The following is a 23,203-nucleotide window of genomic DNA, read 5'->3' as shown; positions in this document are numbered from 1 at the left end:
AATAAAAGGTATGAGTCATAATTTATTGAAAGGCAAGCGAGGCATTATATTCGGTGCGCTGAATGACATGTCCATCGCCTGGAAGGTGGCTGAAAGAGCCGTAGAAGAAGGAGCAACGATCACACTGAGCAACACGCCTATCGCCGTTCGTATGGGGCAGGTGGATGCCTTAGCCGAGAAGTTGCACGCCGAAGTTATTCCGGCGGATGCTACGAGCGTGGAAGATTTGGAAACGGTTTTCTCTAAATCAGTAGAAATATTAGGGGGTAAGATAGATTTCGTTTTACATTCCATCGGCATGAGCCCGAACGTGCGCAAGAAACGTACTTACGACGATCTGGACTACGGTATGCTGGAAAAGACGCTGGACATCTCCGCCCTCTCTTTCCACAAGATGTTGCAGGTTGCCAAAAAGCAGGATGCCATTGCCGAATACGGTTCGGTGATCGCCCTCTCGTATGTGGCGGCACAGCGTACATTCTTCGGATATAACGACATGGCAGATGCCAAGAGCCTGCTGGAATCGATCGCCCGCAGCTTCGGTTATATCTATGGCCGTGAAAAGAACGTGCGTATCAATACCATTTCCCAGTCCCCTACGCTGACTACGGCCGGCAGCGGCGTGAAAGGGATGGACCATTTGATGGATTTCGCCGAAAAGATGAGTCCGCTGGGCAACGCCACAGCCGACGAATGTGCAGACTACTGCGTCATGATGTTCTCCGACCTCACCCGCAAAGTGACGATGCAGAACCTCTATCACGACGGTGGCTTCTCAAGCATGGGGATGAGCCTTCGCGCCATGAACCAATACAGCAAAGGTCTGGAAGAATATACCGACGAAAACGGACACATCATTTACGGCTAAAGTCGTAATGAATGGACAATTGACAATGGATAATTGACAATTTAAGAAAAGATTGTCGCCTCCTAATTGTCAATTGTCAATTATCAATTGAATAGTTATGCTCGTAAAAATATACCCCGAAAACCCCCATCCCAGGGAAATAGCCAAGGTGGTCGATATCATGCGCGACGGCGGCCTCGTGATTTACCCGACCGACACCGTTTATGCCATCGGTTGTGACGCGTTGAATGTACGTGCAGTCGAAAAGATCTGCCAGATGAAAGGCGTCAACCCGCAGAAAAGCAACCTGTCCATTATCTGTTATGACCTTTCCAACCTGAGCGAATACGCCAAATTAAGCAACGCCGCTTTCAAGCTGATGAAGAAGAACCTGCCGGGCGCCTTTACCTTCATCCTGCCTACCAGCAGCGAGCTGCCCAAGATCTACAAGAACAGGAAAGAGGTGGGGATCCGCGTGCCGGACAATACTATTATCCGCACACTTGTACGGGAACTCGGAAATCCGATCCTGACCATGTCTTTGCATGACGAAGACGACATCATCGAATACAGTACCGATCCCGAACTGATCGAAGAAAAGTATGAAAACCAGGTGGACATCGTCATCGACGGCGGTTACGGAGGCACGGAAGCCTCGACCGTCATCGACTGCACGACAGACGACTTTGAAATCATCCGCCAGGGAAAAGGAGAATTAATCTATTAAGCAAACAAGACAAGATGAACTGGAACCAATTACTCTCCGGCAAACGCTTCGGAATGGAGGAATATCACGAACGTAAACATGAGCGCACCGATTTTCAGCGGGACTACGACCGCCTGATCTTTTCCTCCCCTTTCCGCCGCTTGCAGAACAAGACGCAGGTATTCCCGCTACCGGGCAGTATATTCGTGCACAACCGTTTGACCCATAGCCTGGAAGTTTCCTGCGTAGGCCGCTCGTTAGGCAATAATGTCGCCAAAGGCCTGATGCAGAAATATCCCGACGGAAGCGTCAATTTCCCGGAAATAGGTTCCATCGTCTCAGCCGCCTGCCTTGCCCACGACATGGGCAACCCGCCGTTCGGACATTCAGGAGAGCGGGCGATCTCCGCCTACTTCGCCGAAGGCAACGGGAAAAAGTTACAGGAAAAGATTCTCGACGAAGGAGGCCGCTATGAAGATTTCCTCCATTTCGAAGGGAATGCGAATGCCATGCGCCTGCTCACCCACCAGTTCATCGGGCGCCGCAAAGGGGGCTTTGCCCTGACATACAGCACGCTTGCCTCCATCATCAAATATCCGTATTCTTCCGTTTATGCCGGGAAGAAAGGGAAATTCGGTTTCTTCCAGTCGGAAGAGGAGGATTACCTGCGCATTGCCGACGAATTAGGCATTTGCCGGAACCCGGAAGACGCAAACAAGTTCGTCCGTTATCCGCTTGTCTATTTGGTGGAAGCCGCCGACGATATCTGCTACCAGATCATGGATATCGAGGATGCCTGCAAACTGCATATCCTGACGACGGAAGAGGCCATCCGGCTGCTCCTCAACTTCTTCGAAGGGGAACGCCTCGACCATATTGTCCGCGTCATGAAGATGGTGGACGATACCAACGAGCAGATCGCTTACCTGCGCTCCTGCATCATCGGCCTCTTGGTGGACGAATGTTCCCGTATCTTCCTCGAAAACGAGGCAGGAATCCTCAACGGGACATACAACACTCCGCTTATCGACAACATTTGCGACCAAGCAAAGACCGCCTATGAAACTTGCTCAAAAACCGCTTACAAAAAGATATACCGCGCCAAAGAAGTCTTAGACATCGAACTGGCCGGTTACCACATCTTCAGCCATTTGATCGATACGCTGACGGAGGCTGTCATGAACCAGGACCACGCCTACAGCAAGCTCCTGTTGCAACGCATCCCGGAACAGTACGACACGAACGCGCCGACCGTCTACGGCAAAGTACAATGCGTCCTCGATTATATCTCCGGCATGACAGATGTATATGCATTGGATTTATACCGCAAGATCACAGGGATGAGCTTGCCGGCGGTATAACCTGGCATTATCAATATTCTTCCCTGTATTTGCTCTCCTGCTTATCATCCAGGATGCTCAGGTAGCTTTTATATCGCGATTCGCTGATATAATGTTCTTCCACGGCACGCAACACGGCACAGCCCGGCTCGTGGCGGTGGGAGCAGTTGTTGAATTTGCAATCGGCGGAGAATTTGAATATTTCGGGGAAATAATGGGCGATTTCCGCACCTTCCATCTCGATCGTGCCAAAACCTTTGATACCCGGAGTGTCGATCAGGTAACCGCCATCCGGCAAAGGGATCATTTCGGAAAAGGTAGTGGTATGCATCCCCTTGTTGTGATATTCGGAGATATCGCCGGTACGAAGCCCCGCACCGGGAACCAGTTTATTGATGATAGTCGATTTCCCCACACCGGAATGACCGGACAACAGGGTGATCTTCCCTCTAAGGTCTTCTTTCAACACGTCCAGGCCCTCTTCGGTACGGGCACAAAGCATGGAACAAGGATAACCGATCGTCGTATAAAGATTGATCAGGCCGTCCAGCAATTCCCGATCCCCGCCATGATAACGGTCTATTTTGTTGAAGACCAGCTTCACCGGCACACGATAGGCCTCGGCAGTGGCAAGAAAACGGTCGATAAAAACAGTGGTGGTAATCGGATAGTTGACCGTCACGATCAGCATCGCCTGGTCTACATTCGCGGCAATGATATGCGACTGCTTGGATAGATTGGAAGCACGGCGGATGATGTAATTCTTCCGGTCTTCGATCTCGGTGATGAAGGCGGTCCCTTCGGCGTTGATATCGATATCGACCCGGTCCCCGACCGCAACAGGATTGGTGGTGCGGATATCTTTCAGGCGGAAATTCCCTTTGATCTTACTTTCTATATCGCGACCATCATCGGTGCGTACGGTATACCAGCTACCCGTATTCTTAATAACCAATCCCCTCATGTTAATTGAAAATTGAAAGTTGAAAATTGAAAATTAAAGACTGAAAAGAAGCGGAGTATTCCTTCATTTTCAATCTTCAACTTTCAATTTTCAATTTATTATACTGTCATTATTTCTTTTTCTTTTGCAGCGTAGAGTTCATCCACTTTCTTGATATACTTATCATGAACCTTCTGCACTTCCGCTTCTGCGTCTTTCTCGACATCCTCAGGAGTTCCGTCGGTCTTGATGCTCTTCTTCAATTGTTCGATGGCATCACGGCGGGCGTTACGGACACTGATCTTGGCAGTTTCCGCTTCCTGCTTGGATTGCTTAGCCAACTGGCGACGACGTTCTTCGGTCAGAGGAGGAATGCCCAAACGGATCACTTCACCATTGTTTTCAGGAGTGATACCGACTTCGGAATCCATGATTCCTTTTTCAATATCCTTGATAATCTTCTTCTCCCACGGGGTGATCATGATCGTTCTTGCATCCGGAACAGTTACGGTAGCCACATTTGTCAAAGGGACAGGAGCACCGTAATACATTACTCTCACGCAATCCAAAATTTTCGGATTCGCCTTACCGGCACGGATATGAGACAACTGTTCGTCCAAATATTCGATCGCGAAAGTCATCTTCTCTTCTGCCGCCTTTACATACTGTTTTATATCTGCCATTGAGATTTATTGATTTATGATTTTTGACTGATGATTTTTAATCGACAAACAAAAATAGTAATTTTTTTCGGGGGGCAAAACTGTTTACGGAAATATGTACAAGTTTCTCCGAAAATCCGGTTTACATGTCTGGACTACCGCATCTGAAGCAACGCTTCGGGCAATACAGGCATCGCCCCTTTTTTCGTACAGACAAAAGCCGAAGTCTGTACCGCAAGGGAATGCGCCTCAGCTACGCTCTTGCCTTTAAGAAGGGAGGAGATGAAAGCCGCCGTAAACGAATCGCCCGCCCCTACGGTATCGGCCACCTCCACCCGTGGAGTAGGCTGGAAAGAGACATTGCCGGGGGTGAACACATAACTGCCGTTGACACCACACGTGAGGATCAGCATCTTGAGATTGTACTTGCCCAATAAAATCCAACATTTGTCTTGAAGGTCGATACCCGGATAACCGAACATACGGCTCACGGTGACAAGCTCTTCGTCATTTATCTTCAAGATGTTGCAACGCTTCATCGAATTGCAGAGAATTTCCTTATTATAGAATCCCTGTCGCAAATTCACGTCAAACACAATCAGGTTGTCCTCCTTGTGAGGCATCGCATCAAGAAAACGACCAATCGTATCGCGCGACACCACGTTCCGTTGTGCCAATGAACCGAAACATACCGCCTTGGTCTGCTTTGCCAACGCTTCGAGCTGAGAAGTGTAAGGGATGTTGTCCCAAGCCACATTTTCCTTGATTTCATATCGCGGTATGCCGGCCTGGTCAATCTCGACCTGTACCGTTCCTGTGGGATAAGGGACTTTCCCGATCAGGCAATTCAGCCCTTTCGACGTGAAGTTTTCCAGGATTTCATGGCCAAGCGGATCATCACCGATGGCACTGACCACACAACTGGACAATCCGAATTGAGAGACATGATAAGCAAAATTGGCAGGCGCCCCTCCAATTTTTTTTCCTTCGGGAAGCACATCCCAAAGTGCTTCGCCCATTCCTACTACGATATCATTCATGATGATTGGATAACTATTTAATTATAAGATTATTTTATTTGATTTTCAACGTATAATAAAGCAGATAAAGGACTCCCAGGGTCATGATGCCCACAGCCCCCGCCTGCCCGGTCGCATCGGCGGCATACCCCATGGCAAGCGGGAAAATCGTCCCGCCGAACAGCCCCATGATCATCAAGCCGGAAACCTCGTTCTTTTCACGGGGGGCAGAGATAAGCGCCTGCGAGAAGACAACCGAGAAGATATTGGAGTTTCCGAATCCGATCAAACCGATTCCTACATAAAGGGGAAGAAGCGTGTCGCACACGAAAAGGACGCCCATTCCGGCGAACATCATCAACGCGCTGATCGCAAAGAAACGCTTGGGCGATACAAAACGCAAGATGAACGTCCCTAAAAAACAACCGGCCGTACGAAAAATAAAATAGATACCAGTCGCAAATCCGGCTTCTTCAAGCGGAAGTCCCAAACGCTCCATAACGATTTTAGGGGCGGTGGTATTCGTCCCCACATCAATCCCGACATGGCATACAATACCTAAGAAACAAAGCAAGATAAACGGTCGGCTCAACAATTTCAACGACTCGCCTATGCCGGATGCCTTATCGGGCTTTTCCTCCTCGATGGGAGTCGCGGCCAACAGAGAAATCGAAAGGAAACCGATGATCGCATAGATCACAAACAAAGCCCTCCACCCCAAACCGAAAGTCGGGAAAACAGTCGTAGCTCCCCAAGCGGCTATGATAGGCGCAAGAAAAGAAGCGATCGCCTTGACAAACTGACCGAACGTAAGCGTGGATGCCAACTTGTCGCCGGCAATCAGGTTTGTCACCAACGGATTAAGCGAAGTCTGCATAATGGCATTGCCGATACCCAACAACGAGAAAGAGACTAACATAACCGGATAAGTATCTCCCAAAACCGGAAGGAACAACGACAGCGCCGTTACGATCAAGCTGATAAGCACGGTCTTCTTACGTCCTATCTTATTCATCAACATACCGGTCGGCACCGAAAATATCAAGAACCAGAAAAAGACGAGCGAAGGGAAAAGGTTCGCCTCGGAATCAGTAAGGCCCAAGTCTTTCTGCACATAGTTGGAAGCGGTCCCCACGAGGTCGACAAACCCCATGGCGAAGAAGCAGAGCATGACCGGGATGATTTGAAGCAACAAAGATTTGCGTCCCGTAATAGTAGTTTGTGTCATAGCCTTTTTTATTTAGTCATTAAGTAGAGAATAAACCTTCAGATTACTCAGACGGGCATTGCCGCCTTCCGAAGAAAATGATAGCTGCGAATAGGGTCGGCGAGGAAATACAAGATTGGTCATCACAAAACGCCCGCCATCGCCAAACACCTCTATGCTCGAACGGTCGATGAAAAGACGGAGCGAGATGGCACCTTTGTCCTCAAAGGTCGGAGAAACGGTAACAGCCGGGAAGTTTTCACTGAAATCCACAAGGCCGCTTTCCCGCCGGTCGAAAGACAGGGTATGGCGTTCGGTATCATATTTCATCACCACCTTATCGCCCTCCTCATTGGAAAGCGTCATCGCCACCACCTTCGATTTACGAGCATCTATATCAAACAAGATCTCACAAATGCCATCGTAGGCAGCGGGGAGTGAATACGAACACGACTTCCTGCCGATATTCGCCTTTTCGGCCTTCCGGATCTGCTTATCCCGCAAGCCCTCCAATTCAGGCGAAGGAGTACAAGAAGCATATACCTCGCCATCCGCCCCACGGAATAAGCCGACTTCGCGCGGAAGGGTATTTGCACTCCGGTACTGCAGGGTCGGGACATCGGCCGCATATTGCCAGTTGCTCATCCAACCGATCACGGTACGACGATTATCAGGAGCATCGCTCCAGCTCACAGTCGCATAATGGTCCTTGCCGTAGTCGAGCCACTTGGTCGGGATGTTACCGTCTTTACCGGTATCCGCCTTAAAGGTCTTGCCATCGAAATCACCGACAAAATATTGGGTGGCGCTGCCACCGAAAGGACCTCCGGGATTGATATTGCACAAAAGCACCCACTTCGTCTCGTCGGAACCGGCCACGGGCAGTTCAAACAGATCCGGACATTCCCATACGCCGTCTTGCGCACCGATGCCTTTGCCGAAACGGCCTTGCCATGTCCATTTCTTCATATCCGGAGACGAAAAGAACAACATCTCATGATCGAGGGCATGCGCCAGAACGAGGTTCCATTCACCGAGCTTTTCGTTCCAGAACATATTGGGGTCACGGGCTTCGCTCTCTAACGTCAGTGTCGGGTTGCCGGCATAGATGTCGAACGTCATGCCATCGTCGATGCTGGAAGCAAGGCTCTGCATCTGGCTTGTGCCTGCCGATGTGTACATGGCGACCACGGCATCTTTTCCGAAACCGGCAGTATTGCGGGCATCTATCGCGCAACTGCCGCTGAACACCGTCCCCAATCCGTTCGGCTTAATAGCATTCGGCTTATGCTCCCAATGAATAAGATCCGAAGAGACAGAATGCCCCCATGTCATATTCTGCCATTTGGAACCATAAGGATTACACTGGTAATAGAGATGCCATTTGCCGTCCTTGTAAAACATCCCGTTGGGATCATTCATCCAGCCGTACAACGGAGTGTGGTGAAAAGCAGGACGATATTTCTCACGGTTGATGGTATCCAACGCATCCACCAGTTCCAACCCTTTCCAGCAGGCATCCTCCTTTGCCTCGCGAAGGGATTCCCGGCCTTGCGGCGTCACGATTTCAAAAACGACATGCTTCCCTTTATAAGGGGTCAGGTCGTAAGGCACCGTGTAGTCCGTTTTGCTCCGGGCAAGACGGACATAGATTGTTTCGACGATATTGCCATCTACCAATACATGGATACGGGCATCATCGTTGGCTTCTTGAACCGGGAACAGCAGGTAATTTCCGTTTCCCGTCACCCGGACAAGGGTGTTGTTCACGCCCAGATGGTTTACCTCCACCCCATCCGAAGTTGCCCATGCTGCCGGTGTAAAGAGGGTTGCTCCACACAGCATCAAGGTTGCCAAACGTCTCGTTATTTTTTTCATATTCATCAGAATTAATGTATATATGGATTATTAAATCAGTTTGCCTGTCCGATACCGCAAAGCTACTACAACCGGAGAGGAAAGGATATAAAAATTCGTGCTTTCGTTATCAAATTTGTTGTATCGCTCGTTTTTTCATAGCTTACACACTCTTTTTCATAGGATTATGTTTTAATTTTGCGAAACACTAAATTGAATACCATCGATGTACAGAATATTCTTGTATAGCTTTTTGCCGCTCCTTTTACTGGTCGGATACGGATGTACCCAAAGCAAAGTCTACAAAATCGGAGTATCGCAATGCAGCCAGGATGACTGGCGGACCAAGATGAACGAGGAGATCAGCCGGGAGATCATGTCTCACGAAGATGCCATCGTGGAAATACGATCCGCCAATGATGACAACGCGAAACAGGTAGAAGACATCCGGTATTTCGTCCAAAACGATTTCGACATCCTCATCGTGTCGCCCAACGAGGCGGCTGCCCTCACCCCTATTATCAAAGAGGTATATGAGAAAGGCATGCCGGTCATCATCTTCGACCGGAACATCATCGGTGATACCTACACCGCCCGGATCGGCGTGGATAACGTGGGATTAGGTAAATCGGCCGCCCATTACGCACTGCACCTGTTAGGGAAAAAGGCCAACGCTATCGAGATTTTCGGCCGTAAAGGCTCGACGCCTGCCGAAGAGCGCCACAACGGGTTCGCTGCGGAATTGACGGCAGGAGGAGGCCGCCTGCTGGCAAGCGTGCCGGGCAACTGGAACAAGGAGGAGGCGATACCCATTGTCGATTCGTTACTCAAGCTCCACCCGGACGTCAACCTGATTTACGCCCACAACGACCGTATGGCTATCGGGGCGTCGGAAGTGGCCGTACGGCATGGACGCGATTCTATCAAGATCATCGGCATCGATGCCGCTCCCAATATCGGAATCCAAGCAGTCGCCGATAAAGTAATCGATGCCACGTTTCTCTATCCGACAGAGGGACACCGCCTGATCCAGACCGCACTCGCCATCCTCAAAGGTGAACCCTACCAACGGGAAGTCCTTTTGCCCGTTTCTTCGGCCGTGGATCTGACAAACGCTGATATCCTGCTTTTGCAAAACGAGACATTGAAACAAGAGACAAGCAAAATGAAAATACTAAAGAAACAGATCGATGATTATTGGACACAACATTCCGCCCAAACATCGCTGTTCTATGCAAGCATTGCCATCATCCTCTTGTTGGCCGGTGTCGGTTTCCTTTTGCTCAGGGCCTATTGGCAGCATGTCAGACATCAAAAAATCTTATTGGAACAAAACAAACTGCTCGAAGAGGAACGCGACAAACAAAAGCGGCTCAACGAACAACTGGAACATGCCACACAATCCAAACTGATGTTTTTCACCAATGTTTCGCATGACCTGCGCACTCCGCTGACTCTCATTGCCGAACCGGTCGCCCAACTGGCCAGAGCCGGCAATCTCACTCCGCAACAGCACACTCTAATCAATATGGCCGACAAAAACGTCCGCATCCTCCAACGTCTGATCAACCAGATTTTGGACTTCCGTAAATATGAAAACGGGAAACTCAACCTGCACTTATCCGAAACAGACTTCTGCCAAGCCGTCCATGACTGGGTAGAGTCATTCTACACGATTGCCCGAAAAAGAGATATCAAACTGGTATTGGAAACGCCCGAGCCGGACGTACCCTTGTCTCTGGCCTTAGACCCGGAGAAAATGGAGCGTGTCTTTTTCAACCTGCTTTCCAATGCATTCAAATATACGCCCGACAACGGGACGATCACCGTCTCATACGCATACGACGAGCAAAACCTGACCCTCAAGGTGGCCGATACCGGCGAAGGAATCAGCGAACGCGATCTTGGCAACATCTTCGACCGGTTCTATCAGGCCGACCGTGTCCACCCGAACGGCTCCGGTATCGGGTTGGCACTTGCCAAGGCGTTTGTCGAACTTCACGGCGGGACAATTTCCGTAGAAAGTGAATGGAAACGAGGTTCGGTATTCACCGTCACCTTACCGCTCAAGCACATAGCAGACACACCCGTTGAATCGACAAAGAGGATCAACAGCCAGGAAGTGGAGACCGAACTCGATGCCCTGGACATCCCCCTTGTTGCCGACCCCGACAAACCCATTCTTCTTATCATAGATGATAACAAAGATATGCGGAAACTTGTCGGAGAGTTGTTGAATGCCGACTATAACATCCTGGTCGCCTCCAACGGTAAAGAAGGGATAAAGGCGGCGGTAAAATATACCCCGGACCTGATTGTCTGCGATGTGATGATGCCGGTCATGGACGGCCTTGAATGTTGCAAGCGACTCAAAAACGAAATGTCCACCTCCCATATCCCAGTCCTGATGCTGACCGCTTGTTCGATGGACGAACAAAGGGTACAAGGATATAACAGCGGGGCAGACGGCTACCTGTCGAAACCGTTCAACAGCACGGTCCTCAAATCCCGCATATCCAACCTCATCGCCAACCGGAAACGCATCCAGGAACTTTGGCAGAACGAAATGCCGGCAACGGTTAAAAGCGAAAAATCCTCCCAACACACCAAGACATTGCCGACTTCCGACATCGACAATGCGTTCTACAACCGTTTCCTCGAACTGTTCAGAACGGAAATGGGCCATCCAGACCTCAATGTCGATACGATTGCCGGAAAAATGGGACTCGAACGCAGCCAGTTCTACCGCAAAATTAAAGCACTCACCAACTATGCTCCGGTCGAACTGATGCGTCATTTACGCCTCAAACAAGGGAAGTTGCTGATCACGACCACCGAGAAGAACATCAGCGAAATCGCCTACGAGATCGGTTTCTCCACTCCTGCCTATTTCACGAAATGCTATCGCGAAGCGTATGGGGAAACGCCCACCGAAGCTCGCAACAGACTTACAAAGGCGTAGTTCACCACAATATTTATAGACTTAATTATGTACCAGCGTTCCGATGTTTTCACCGCTCATCACCTTTTTCAGGTTACCGTTGGTGTCCATGTCGAAGACGATGATCGGGAGGTTGTTTTCCTTACACATCGTGGTTGCCGTCAGGTCCATGACCTTGAGGCCGCGCGTATAGATTTCATCGTAGGTGATGTCCGAGAATTTGGTGGCCGTCGGGTCTTTTTCCGGATCGGCAGTATAGATGCCGTCTACACGGGTTCCTTTCAGCATCACATCCGCTTCGATCTCGATACCGCGCAGGGAAGAACCCGTGTCGGTCGTAAAGAACGGATTGCCGGTGCCTCCCGACATGATCACGACATTGCCCTGTTCAAGCAATTCGATCGCACGCCATTTATTATAAAACTCGCCGATCGGTTCCATACGGATAGCTGTCAGCACTTTGGCTTTCACACCTTGAGCGACAAGGGCAGAACTCAAAGCCAGACTATTGATGACCGTTGCCAGCATCCCCATCTGGTCGCCTTTCACACGGTCGAAGCCTTTGGAAGCCCCGCTCAGGCCGCGGAAGATGTTGCCGCCACCGATCACAATTCCGATTTGGACACCCATTTCGGCGATCTCCTTGATCTGCGCCGCATATTCGTTCAGACGAACTTCGTCTATACCATATTGTTTACCTCCCATAAGCGATTCGCCGCTTAATTTCAACAGGATACGTTTGTACTGAGCCATATTGTTATTCGATTTGATTTGTCAGATCACAAAAGTAAAGCATTTCAACGATTTGAACAATAACGTTCTCTTAAAATACCGGATTTGTTAGCGTAGGAGGATAAACGTCCTCTTCTCCCCATAACAAAACGAGGCTCCGGAGGTGATCGACATCTCCGGAGCCTGTTTTGTGTACGCCTTCATCCTTCACAGGGGAAAGGCTACTTGAACTTTTCAATTCAATACTTTAGTATTATTAATATTAAATCCGGCCGCCTCTTCGCCTGTCGCAGGGTAGTTGCCGTTTTCACGGCACACGGCCAAACATTTTAGAATTATTTGATTATAAATTCTTACTTAACGATCGCTTTTACAGCATCTTCGCCTTCGACAGCTACTACTACCACACCTGCCGGAGCAGCGATTGTTGCGTTGTCGGAAGTGAGGATCGTATTAGCCACTACCTGACCCAAGATGTTGCTGATGACAACTTTCTTGCCTTGTGCACCGGCTACAGTCACAGCACCTTGGGTTGCCATCACCTTGACAGCAGATTCGGTACCTGCGATCTCTTCGTTAGCCACGTTGTTGCCTTCCTGGTCTTTCAGCGTATAGAAAGCAGCATCAGGAGATGCAACTACGAAACCGTTCAGATAAGTAAGATACGAATCTGTTGCCGGGTTGTAGATAGCATATTCTTCTGCGTTATCCATGTTTACACGGAATGCGAAAAGAGCTTTGTTTTCAAGATTCAACCACTGATCCTGCATCTGTTCTACAGTTGCATTGTCTTTAATCTTACCGGCCTTCAATGTATCGGTAGCAATAGGATGAACACGGTTCACGATCAATGTATCGTTGATGTGCTTAGCGTCGATCATCTGAAGTTTTGAATAGAGATTGCTGTTATAAGTATAGCCATACTTCAAATCGTTAGCTCTTGAAATATATAAAGAGTCACGCATCACGAACAGGAACTTACCGGAAACCGTGTCATTTACTAACGGAGCCGGACAGACATGGTCTTTGCCATTGTCGTGGATGTGAGCAACAGGAACGGAATCACCGCGGACAGCATCGTAAGTGATGTAATACAACGGCATTGTGTTACCCGGACGATTTACGTAAGCAGTATCCAACTTGAAGTCGAATGCGGCCTTTTCGTATTCAGCGCCACCGGCTTTCAGTTCTGTTACACCTTCATACAAGAAGTCGTCAGCACCCTTCGCCAATTTCCAACCCAAGTTTTCAACAGAGTGGAAGTTTACTTTTACCAAAGTAGTATCAGTATTGCCCAATACTTCAGCGAAGATACGGTTAGCCGGTTCTGTCAGTTCGAATGCGTGGCGCAGGTCGCTATCCAAAGCGACACGTACTGCGTTTCCGTTTTCACTGTCGATTGCCAGTTTTTCCTGATTATAACCATACAATGTATGATAAGGAACTAATGCAACGTTTCCGCCAGCAAGTTTTGTGATTACAAATCGATATTCATAAGTCCGAGACCATTCTTCTGCTTTAGCTTCATTACTCTGCTTTTCTGTAAAACGATAGACTTTCTTGTCTAAATCATAGGCCAAGAAATAACGGCCAATCTTAACGGCATAAGGAACAACTGTCAACTTATGGTCTTCAACGCCAACCTTAATTGTATCAAAGTATTGATAATGCAAGAAACGAATTTCAGCTGCATTTTCTTTATTACCTACAGCAACCGTCATCGTTGAATCTGCATCCTGCTGTACATAAGCATCGTCACCCAACAAGTCGCTGATGAAACGCAAGCTGAATACTTTGTTCATCTGTTCTTCTTTCGTGATATGGCGGTAGCCGTCGAACGGAGACAAAGTCTTAGGATCGATCTTCACCATCTTGATAGTATCGGCCTTAGCACCGTAAGTGTACAAGTTTTCTTTAGCATCCACAACATACAACTGGACGCCTGTCAAAGCAGTACCAACTGTTCCATAAACAGAAGCAGCAGCATTCGCACCCGTTTCGCGGTTTGCAAATGAATAAACATTGACGTTGTCTTTCTTCAGGGCAACCCACTGATGAGACGGAAGAGTCTGGTCCAATTTATCTGCCTTCACGAATAACTGAGTGAATCTGTCCTCCATATTGTCGATAATCAACGCTTTTCCATAATCAGGATTAACCGTTTTCTTATCTGCTTTTGTTTTGTTCATGTCGTAGATGACATAAACATCACCTGAAGTAAACTGGGCAATCTCTGTGTCGATCAGTTCCCATGTCGGGAATTCGGAAGGAGTAATAGACGGAGTTGCAGTCGCATCGCCATTATAACGGGTCGTTAAAACGGTCTTATTACCGAATTTCTTAACGATGATCTCTTCGTCTGCATTTGCGTTTACATCGATAGGAGCAGCAGCTTGTGCAAAGTAGCCATTTGTTACTTTCGGTGTATTCTTCGCTATTACAGTGATTGAATCATTAACGAAAGATGCTTTGATATCGAATTTGTAAGCCTCTACATTGCGAGTCCAATCAGCAGCAGCACCAACTTCAGGCAGTGTATCCAAAGCCAACTTATAATTCTGGGCATTAGGTACATCATAATAGAAAGTATCGACAGTCAGATACAAGTCACGACCCGTTTTTTCCTGTTTTGCACCGATAGCTTTCAAATAACCGTTAGCTGTATATTCCCAGTTGTAAGCAGCCAACAGGTTGTCTTCACCTTCTGATACATTCTTTGCAAACTTGAAGCTCGGTTTTTCGTAACCGATGGCGTCTTTGATGTTATTTGATGCAACAGTTATGTCTAAATTCTGCGCGATCTGCCCTGTGATTCTAAATAATTTATAAGAACCTGAACCTATTGTTCCCAATCCGGTAGTCGAGTTGAAATCTACGAGAACTTCATTAGTATTCTGCAGTTCTCTGTCGAAAGCAGCATTATAGTTAACTTCCATCACCTCCATTGCACCAGAAGGATTCACCACCAAAACATAGACAGTCTTAGGAGTATCATCCGTAGCAGATACACGTGTAGCAACCACAAACGGTACATATCCAAAACCGGAACCAGAGATGCCACCATCTGTCAAATATTTTTTAGACAGTACCCATTTGTTCAAATCTCCATTTGTATTCAGATAAGCCGGAGCTGTTTTCTTTGCTGCCGGTTTTGCAAACGCGAACTTTCCAACCTTGTTTGTAAAAGTAAATGCATACTCGAATGTGGCAGTTCCATTATAATCCAATGCTATTTTTTCATAATCAACTTTAAACAACAACGAATCAATATGAGCTTTAGAACGGCCGGCAACCGCAGTTCCATTCCAAATCAAACTGTCCTTGTGAGAGTTTGCTGTCCAAGCACCTGTAAAATCAATCTGCCAAGAAGCATTATAATCCAAATATACCACGTCCCCGGCATCCAATGGTTGCGCCGGATTTGCAACAGCAGTAGCTGCAGGCTTGGTCGTCACCGGAACCTGCTGCGCATTAGCAGACATTGCCCCCATCAGCGCAACACCTGCCAAAAGAGTAGAAAATCTCTTGTTCATAATCATTAAAAATTAATTGTTAATAAAATAGAGTTAAAAAATCCAACAACTAATTTCACGAAGGGGAAAAACAACCCCCGCGAATGATTATGAACGGGCATAAAAAAACGCGGGCCTATTGTCTATTATCAAACATAAGGCATCTGCAAAAGCCCGTATACCAATAATAGAACAATAGCCCGCGCCTTATACGATATAACACACTCTTCCCATAACAATGGTAGATGAATTTATACGTAACCAGCGCAAGCATTTACTGTCCATTATTCCGGTATACTAAAAAATTTTGCAGATTTTTATGTTCAGAATAATCTTCGTAAAATGCTTACAATATGTAATTGACCCCGCGCCCTGTGAGCCGCTGCCCACTACGGAATCGTTGCAAAGGTAAATAGGTTTTCCGAATCACCAAGAAAAAACAGCCTTAATTTTCCAAAACATATGGGTTACAGGACAAAACAAGGCCGTTTATGTAACATCCTCTCCGGTTTCGTGGATAAAAACGCTTTATTGTCTGTTGGCAATGCCCCGGCAACAGCAGTCCTTTGTTTTAGCAAAACATTTTGACAAGACTGTACCTCTGCTGTGGAGCGCAATACTTATAAATACGTTAAAAACCGGAACAATACGGATTTACCTCTTGTTTTGAGGAGACAAAACTAAAGTAGTAATCATTTAAAAACGTAATGGTATGAAAGATTTATTAATCGGTATGGTAGTCGGAGTCGCAGCAGGTTATGTACTCCGCAAGATGGAAGATGACGGTAAATTCCGTTGCCTTCATGCAAACCTCCACGACCTTGCTTCAAAAGCGAAAGAAGAAGCAATGAACCTGAAAGACGCAGGACTGGATAAAGTAGAACATGTCGCCGACCGCGTTCATCAGGTCGCAGAGCAGGAAAAGAGCAAAAAATAAAAAAAGCAGACAGCAATTTGAACGGAGGTGTGTCAACATCGCCTTGCTACCGTGCCAAGCGCGGGAACAGGAGCGTTTGGCACACCTCCATTCTTATCAGAGTTTATCTTTTAAATACCTTCCCGTGTAGGATGCCTCGCACATCGCCACCTCTTCCGGCGTTCCGGCGCAGACCAGGTTGCCTCCGGCATTTCCCCCTTCGGGACCAAGGTCAACCAGATAGTCGGCACATTTGATCACATCCATGTTATGCTCGATAATGACGACCGTATGGCCTTTATCGATCAGGGCGTTGAAAGCCTTCAACAAAGTCTTGATGTCATGGAAATGCAAACCGGTCGTCGGCTCGTCAAAGACGAAAAGCGTCGGTTCCTGCTTCTCCTGGCCAAGATAGTAGGCAAGTTTCACACGCTGGTTTTCACCGCCGGACAAAGTAGATGAAGTCTGGCCGAGCTTGATGTACCCCAGCCCGACATCCTGAAGAGGTTTCAGCTTTTTGACGATCTTCTTTTCCTGTGACCCCGGATACTGCCCGAAAAACTCGATCGCCTGGTTCACGGTCATTTCCAGCGTGTCGTAGATGCTCGCGCCGTGATATTCGACATCGAGCACATCCTGTTTGAAACGCTTGCCGTGGCAGGTTTCGCACTCGAGGGTGATATCGGCCATGAACTGCATCTCGACCGTGATCTTTCCTTCTCCTTTACATTCTTCACACCGTCCGCCTTCCTTGTTAAAAGAGAAATAGGCAGCCGAATAGCCCATCTGCTTGGCAAGAGGCTGTTCGCCGTAAAGCTTACGGATTTCGTCGTAGGCCCCGATATAGGTCACCGGATTGGAACGGGAACTCTTTCCGATGGAGTTCTGGTCGACAAACTCGATGCTTTTGATCATGTGCATATCGCCCTCCAGGCCGGAACAGTCTACCATCAGTCGGGCGGCCTCATCCAAATAATGCTTGACTCCTTCGTAGAAGATATCACGCACGAGCGAACTTTTACCCGAACCGCTGACGCCCGTCACGACTGTCATCACGTTCAGGGGAAACTTCACATCGATACCTTTCAGGTTGTTTTTGCGGGCGCCTTTCACCTCGATATAATTATTCCAGGGACGGCGATAAAGGGGCACTTCTATCTGGTCCTCCCCTGTCAAATAGCGGACGGTATAGCTGCTGCTGGTTTTCAGGTCATCCACATCCCCCTGGTAAACCACTTCTCCGCCCAGGCGACCGGCTTTCGGACCGATATCGATAATGTAATCGGCCGCCCGGATAATCTCTTCGTCATGTTCCACCACGACAACCGTATTGCCTAATGCCTGCAATTGCCGGAGTACCTTGATCAACAAATCGGTGTCGCGCGAATGAAGTCCGATACTCGGTTCATCCAATATATAAAGAGACCCGACCAGGCTGCTTCCCAAAGAGGTCGCCAAATTGATGCGCTGGCTTTCCCCGCCTGAGAGGGAGGCGGACAGGCGGTCGAGCGTCAGGTAGCCCAATCCCACATCCAGCAGGAATTGCAGGCGGTTGGTGATCTCCGTCAGCAACCGTTTGGCGATCGACGCCTCGTTCTCATCGAGTCGAAGGTGATCGAAAAAGGCTTTTGCTTCCGTGATCGGAAGGGAGACCAGTTCCGCGATATCTTTCCCTCCCACCTTTACATACAGGGCTTCGGGACGCAGACGGGATCCTTTGCAGGTCGGGCAAACGGTCTTCCCGCGATAACGTGCCAGCATCACACGGTACTGTATCTTATAGAGGTTCTCTTCCACAAACTTAAAAAAGTCGTCGATGCCGTGCAGTCCGCGGGCACCGTGCCAAAGCAGGTCTTTCTCCTTTTGCGTCAGGTCGTAATAGGGGCGGTGGATCGGAAAGTCGTATTTTTCGCTCTTCACGATAAACTCTTTCAGCCACTCTCCCATCACATCGCCTTTCCAGCAGACTACCGCTCCCTGGAAAACGGACAGGCTTTTATCCGGCACGACCAGATTCTCATCGATACCGAGCACCTTCCCGAACCCTTCGCAAGTCGGGCAGGCGCCTAACGGGTTATTGAAGCTGAACATCATATCGGTCGGCTCCTCGAACACCCTGCCATCGGCCTCGAATTTCTTGGAATATTCTTTTACAACCGTCCCTTCGGGTGTGTAGATACGGATGATACAGGTATCGTGCCCTTCGAAGAAAGCCGTTTCGGCAGAATCGGCAAGACGGCTTTTCAAGGTCTTGTCATCCGATACGACCAGGCGGTCGATCAACAGTTCGATCACGGGGGAAGAAAGCAATGCGTCGTCCGCCAGCACTTCACCGATACGGTAAACGGTCTCGTTGATGGACAAACGGGTGTACCCTTCTTTTTGCAGGATTTCCAATTGCTCCTTTATGCCACGCCCATCCGGCAGGACGACAGGGGCGTACACGGCAAAGCGCGTTCCGGCGGGATAGCCTAAGACTTCTTTCACGATATCGCTTACCTGATGTTTCTTCACTTCCAGCCCGGAGACGGGAGAGATGGTTTTCCCGATACGGGCATACAGGAGGCGAAGGTATTCGTATATCTCCGTAGAAGTTCCCACCGTCGAGCGCGGGTTGCGGGTGTTCACCTTTTGTTCGATGGCGATGGCAGGGGGAATGCCTTTGATATAGTCGCACTCCGGCTTACTCATACGCCCCAGGAACTGGCGGGCGTATGCCGAAAGGCTCTCCACATAGCGGCGCTGCCCTTCCGCATACAACGTATCAAATGCCAATGATGATTTTCCACTACCGGAAAGGCCGGTTATAACGACCAGTTTATCTCTGGGAATCTCGACATCGATATTTTTCAGGTTATTGATTCGAGCTCCCTTGATGAATATAGAATTGTTTTCGGACATAATGATGATTTATCAGCCTGACATATAGGCACGGATCACACATACGTGTGACCCGTGCCCAATATAAACATCGCAAAGGTAAAAAAGGATTGCCGTTTTGCCAAGTAAACGGTTGACATTCACATTCGGAAACAATCAATTCACACTTTCTATATAAACGGGACCGACCAGGCCGGATTTCTGCAACGTATCGGCAGGTTTCCAACTGTTACAAGGCGTCCAGGTTTTCCGTTCGGACTCCGGTAAACCGCTGTCGCCGATCAAGCGGTTCATCCAAGTGGTAACGACCTCTATTTCGACTTTATTCTTCCCTTTCCGAACCCAATCCGTGACATTTACCCTGTAGGGAGCCGTCCAAACGCCTCCGGCATACCGGCCGTTGATCTTCACTTTTGCCATTACACCGACATCGTTCAGATTCAGATACAATTCGCCTTCCGGTTTCTTTTTCAGCTTAAATTCCGTCTCGTACCAAATCGTACCGGAGTAATAGCGGATATCGGGGTCCTCGTTCTTGCTGATATCTTCCAGGCGGGCGAAAGTCCGGGTCGCCGGGCCCCTCCTCTTTTCCTCGAAGGAAACTTTCCAGGGGGCATCCAAGCGAACAAGCGTCTGCGGAACCGGATAGTTCAGCCGCAATCCCGTTCCCGCAGCCTTTACGGCAGGCCGACGGAACACGACAAAAGCGCTCTCATAAGGACACAACTTCAAAGGGACGACCGTTCCCGCGACTGTCTCTTCATAAGCCGGGAGCGTACGGATACGGCCGGTTATCGCATCCCACAACTCCGGTTGTCTCGAACGGATACGGAATTCCGGACGGATCTCGACCGTCTCGTCTTTCTGGTTGGAGATAAAATAGATCTCGGCATCCCCGACAGAACGGTGTCCGTAGAGCACCGGAGCATCCGCCGGCAATCCGCAGTCAGGTACACAACCGATATGCTTCAAGGCCTCTTCCATTGTCATGCCAAACAGCAATTCTCCTTTTCCTCTTTTGACCGCCTTCACGCTTCGCCCGTCCAGGCCGGCCCATAATCCGTCCGCCAACTTCTTAACCTGTCCGTCAGCCGCCGGGAAAGATTCGCCGCTCGGCGAACGTTTCGGAGCCGGACCTAAGACCACCGCCCCGTCTTCGATCAGTTTCCTGATCTTGGCAAGCAGTTCGGGCCGCATGGTTTCGAGCTTGGGAAGTACCAGTATCCGGTATTGCGTGCCGTGAGGCAACGTCAGCAAACCGTCTTTGACAAAGAGGTCGCGTTCGATCACCTCGGCATTGATATAATCGAACTGGTAACCTTTCGGCAGTTCCGGTTCCGCGATACCGGTCATCTTGGGGGCATCTTCGCCGATGAAATAAGCGACATCGGCAATATTCAAACCTTGCTGCAACATATAATTGACACGTTTCAGATAAGATGTAAACAAATCCATCTGCGGATACCAGGTGTTCAACCGATTGAATTCGCTGCTGAACCAGGCGTTCATCCCCGGCTCCCGTTCTTCCGAAGGTTGCGAGATGTAGACGTGCAACAACGTATTGTTGATTCCTTCCGTAAAGAAACGGTCGCCACGCTGTTTCATCATGGCGGGATAGCAGCTGAAAGGCGTCCCGCCGCTGGTGAACGATTCGGCCGAAATCTTCCGTTTTCCATAAATATGTCCGCAGGAAGAGGCGGCACGGTTCTCGATATTCCCCAAATCGCCAAAGCTCCAGAACTCGCCTCCTATCTCGTCCGACTGTCCGCCGTATTGCAGGAACTCACCGGGGAACCCCCAGTGCCCGTAGTTTTCCAACCAGGTCGTCAAGCCATATTTATGGCAGACATCCCGCAAACCGCCGACATAGTCGTATGCAACCTTATCTGCGATCAGGCGTCGCAGGTCCCACAGGAAACGGTCGGAACGGTCCTCGCTCTTGACCACATATCCTTCATAGACGGGAAGGAACGGTAACGGGTCATAGCCGTAACGCGCCTGGAATTCCGACAAGAAATCGTCGGTAAAGTTTTGCCCGCCTGTTTCGTAGCTGTCTTGTACGACTACTTTCCAACAGGCACGGTCTTCTGCCGGAATACGACGGTATATTTCTCCCATGAAAGCCTCGAAGTGTGCTTCGACATGCTTGCGGCTCATCTTATCCGTCTCCAGTCCGGTCGCTTCGGGATCGGCCGGGCTGTTTGTCACGCCTGTCGGGAGCATACCGGTACGCAAGATCGTCCATTCTCCCGCCGGAGCTTTCCAGACAAGGCGGTCACCCTGCAAGAAGGCTGAAATATCCAATACTTCCCCCGGATCGATCACCATAGAGGGCTCATCCGTTTCCGGTTGTACCGGCCACTGGTATTCATGCCAATAGGGGAGCGGTGCCTGAAACATCTTGGCTAATGTCTTTTCAGGATAACGTTCGACGGCAGGAAGGGAGGAAAACTCCACCTCTCCCAATCCCGTACCGGATTCCGTGTTGGCCAGTTCCAGCCGGAACTCGCTCGCTGTCGTTGCCGGGACAGAAATGACGACCGGAGCATACGGATCAAAGCCGACATTCGGATTCGCATTGAAACGGTCGATCTTAAATTCGGACAGCATCCGGTAGTCCCCGTCTTCTTTCACCAATAAGCGGGCATTGGTTTGAATCGGCTGACGGGCGGGGAAGATTTGCAAGCTGCGTAAAGTAAACGGTTCGTCCGTCTTGAAATCGATCGCCACCGGCTTTTCGCTCTTCTCCGTAAAAAGCATGGCTGTTTCCTTGTCACCGTCAATCAAACGGTCCGGATTCTGCAAAGACATAGCAGATGCCACTTTTGTATTTGCCGCCGACAACCGGGTGGCTTTCTTTTCGACAGAAGGAAAGGCGATCACCTTTACATCCTGAAAATCCTTATCCGGCTTCGCCAAAAACACCTCGACCTGTTTTCCTCCGCTGACTTCCGCCTTTACCGATGCCAGATAACGCATCGCCTGCTCCGGTTTCACCCACGGTCCGCCCGACTGGCTCCATCCGGGTGAATTAAAGATGCCGATCTCTATGCCCAACTCCGTAGCGGTTTTAAGGGCCGCATGCAGTATCTTCCACCATTCCTCACTGTAAAACGGCACGGTCTTATAAGGTGTATGGATTCCTTCCAACCCGATATTCCCGATAAAAGCCCGGTTGATCCCGGCTTCTTTCATCGAATAGAGGTCCTTCTTCACGCCTTCTTCCGAGATATTCCCGGAAACCCAATACCAATAAACGGAAGTTTGTACCTTTTCAGCCGGATTCACAAAGCCGGATTCAAGCTCCTTCTCATCCTGGGCATTCCCCGTAAAAGAAGCCGATAGCAAAAGGCAAAGCAATGTTTGAAGCAGAGGTTTTCTCATGGTCTGTTCTTTTTTAAGATTCTGCCGGTAAAAATAGCAAGATTATCTTTCACCTCTGTTTTCTATATTGATTTATATCTTTTCAAAAATGCTTTTTCAAATTGACAAGATTTCCCCTTGTTTGACGACTATCTGATTTGTTAAAATATATTACCCGCTATAGTAATACCATTGGGTCTTGTTCACTTTTGCTGCCTTATACCAATATTGTCCTAAATAATTTTGAGGCGTGATGTAACTTGCGGCATCAAAAGACG

The 23,203-nt window shown here is 48.9% G+C and carries 14 protein-coding genes; 5 read left to right on the top strand and 9 right to left on the bottom strand.

The genetic code is table 11. The features are described 5' to 3' along the window. Positions 1-10: 10 nt before the first annotated feature. The 3 genes from RDN79_RS16345 to dgt all read left to right on the top strand — a co-directional run bounded on the left by RDN79_RS16345 (position 11) and on the right by dgt (position 2,914). Positions 11-868: an enoyl-ACP reductase gene (locus RDN79_RS16345; protein ID WP_298553642.1), complete on the top strand. Its 858-nt coding sequence runs from the start codon at positions 11-13 to the stop codon at positions 866-868. A 97-nt stretch (positions 869-965) separates the two neighbouring features. After that, positions 966-1,574, top strand: coding sequence for an L-threonylcarbamoyladenylate synthase (locus RDN79_RS16340; RefSeq protein WP_298553639.1), 609 nt, complete (start codon positions 966-968; stop codon positions 1,572-1,574). A 14-nt stretch (positions 1,575-1,588) separates the two neighbouring features. Then, positions 1,589-2,914, top strand: coding sequence for a dGTP triphosphohydrolase (gene dgt / locus RDN79_RS16335; protein WP_298553637.1), 1,326 nt, complete (start codon positions 1,589-1,591; stop codon positions 2,912-2,914). Between the two features lie 10 nt (positions 2,915-2,924). On the opposite strand, the gene rsgA is transcribed toward dgt, so the two are convergent. The 5 genes from rsgA to RDN79_RS16310 all read right to left on the bottom strand — a co-directional run bounded on the left by rsgA (position 2,925) and on the right by RDN79_RS16310 (position 8,608). Then, a complete protein-coding gene (rsgA, locus tag RDN79_RS16330; RefSeq protein WP_298553636.1) occupies positions 2,925-3,857 on the bottom strand; it encodes a ribosome small subunit-dependent GTPase A in 933 nt (310 codons plus the stop codon). Between the two features lie 98 nt (positions 3,858-3,955). Beyond that, on the bottom strand, positions 3,956-4,519 hold the full coding sequence (frr, locus tag RDN79_RS16325) for a ribosome recycling factor (RefSeq protein WP_021862989.1): 564 nt from the start codon (positions 4,517-4,519) through the stop codon (positions 3,956-3,958). A 134-nt stretch (positions 4,520-4,653) separates the two neighbouring features. Continuing rightward, positions 4,654-5,538, bottom strand: coding sequence for a carbohydrate kinase (locus RDN79_RS16320; RefSeq protein ID WP_298553630.1), 885 nt, complete (start codon positions 5,536-5,538; stop codon positions 4,654-4,656). A 34-nt stretch (positions 5,539-5,572) separates the two neighbouring features. Next, on the bottom strand, positions 5,573-6,745 hold the full coding sequence (locus RDN79_RS16315) for an MFS transporter (protein WP_374044525.1): 1,173 nt from the start codon (positions 6,743-6,745) through the stop codon (positions 5,573-5,575). Positions 6,746-6,757: 12 nt separating this feature from the next. Then, on the bottom strand, positions 6,758-8,608 hold the full coding sequence (locus RDN79_RS16310) for a GH32 C-terminal domain-containing protein (protein ID WP_374044524.1): 1,851 nt from the start codon (positions 8,606-8,608) through the stop codon (positions 6,758-6,760). Between the two features lie 199 nt (positions 8,609-8,807). Between RDN79_RS16310 and RDN79_RS16305 the strand changes: the two genes are divergently transcribed. Beyond that, complete coding sequence (locus RDN79_RS16305; protein WP_298553625.1) at positions 8,808-11,543, top strand: substrate-binding domain-containing protein; 2,736 nt, start codon at positions 8,808-8,810, stop codon at positions 11,541-11,543. A 21-nt stretch (positions 11,544-11,564) separates the two neighbouring features. Here the strand turns inward: RDN79_RS16305 and pyrH are convergent, their stop codons facing one another. Continuing rightward, complete coding sequence (gene pyrH / locus RDN79_RS16300; protein ID WP_005867363.1) at positions 11,565-12,275, bottom strand: UMP kinase; 711 nt, start codon at positions 12,273-12,275, stop codon at positions 11,565-11,567. Between the two features lie 332 nt (positions 12,276-12,607). Then, on the bottom strand, positions 12,608-15,787 hold the full coding sequence (locus RDN79_RS16295; protein WP_298553623.1) for a DUF6383 domain-containing protein: 3,180 nt from the start codon (positions 15,785-15,787) through the stop codon (positions 12,608-12,610). Positions 15,788-16,478: 691 nt separating this feature from the next. Here RDN79_RS16295 and RDN79_RS16290 point away from each other — a divergent pair. Then, complete coding sequence (locus RDN79_RS16290) at positions 16,479-16,703, top strand: hypothetical protein (RefSeq protein ID WP_298553621.1); 225 nt, start codon at positions 16,479-16,481, stop codon at positions 16,701-16,703. Between the two features lie 96 nt (positions 16,704-16,799). On the opposite strand, the gene uvrA is transcribed toward RDN79_RS16290, so the two are convergent. Both uvrA and RDN79_RS16280 read right to left on the bottom strand, forming a co-directional pair. Further along, positions 16,800-19,583, bottom strand: a complete 2,784-nt coding sequence (gene uvrA / locus RDN79_RS16285) for an excinuclease ABC subunit UvrA (RefSeq protein WP_298553619.1) — start codon at positions 19,581-19,583, stop codon at positions 16,800-16,802. 135 nt (positions 19,584-19,718) lie between these two features. Continuing rightward, a complete protein-coding gene (locus RDN79_RS16280; protein ID WP_298553617.1) occupies positions 19,719-22,946 on the bottom strand; it encodes a glycosyl hydrolase in 3,228 nt (1,075 codons plus the stop codon). Positions 22,947-23,203 lie beyond the last annotated feature (257 nt).

The organism is uncultured Parabacteroides sp., from assembly GCF_902493135.1.
Lineage (GTDB): Bacteria > Bacteroidota > Bacteroidia > Bacteroidales > Tannerellaceae > Parabacteroides.
This window is presented reverse-complemented; position numbering and strand designations above follow the sequence as displayed.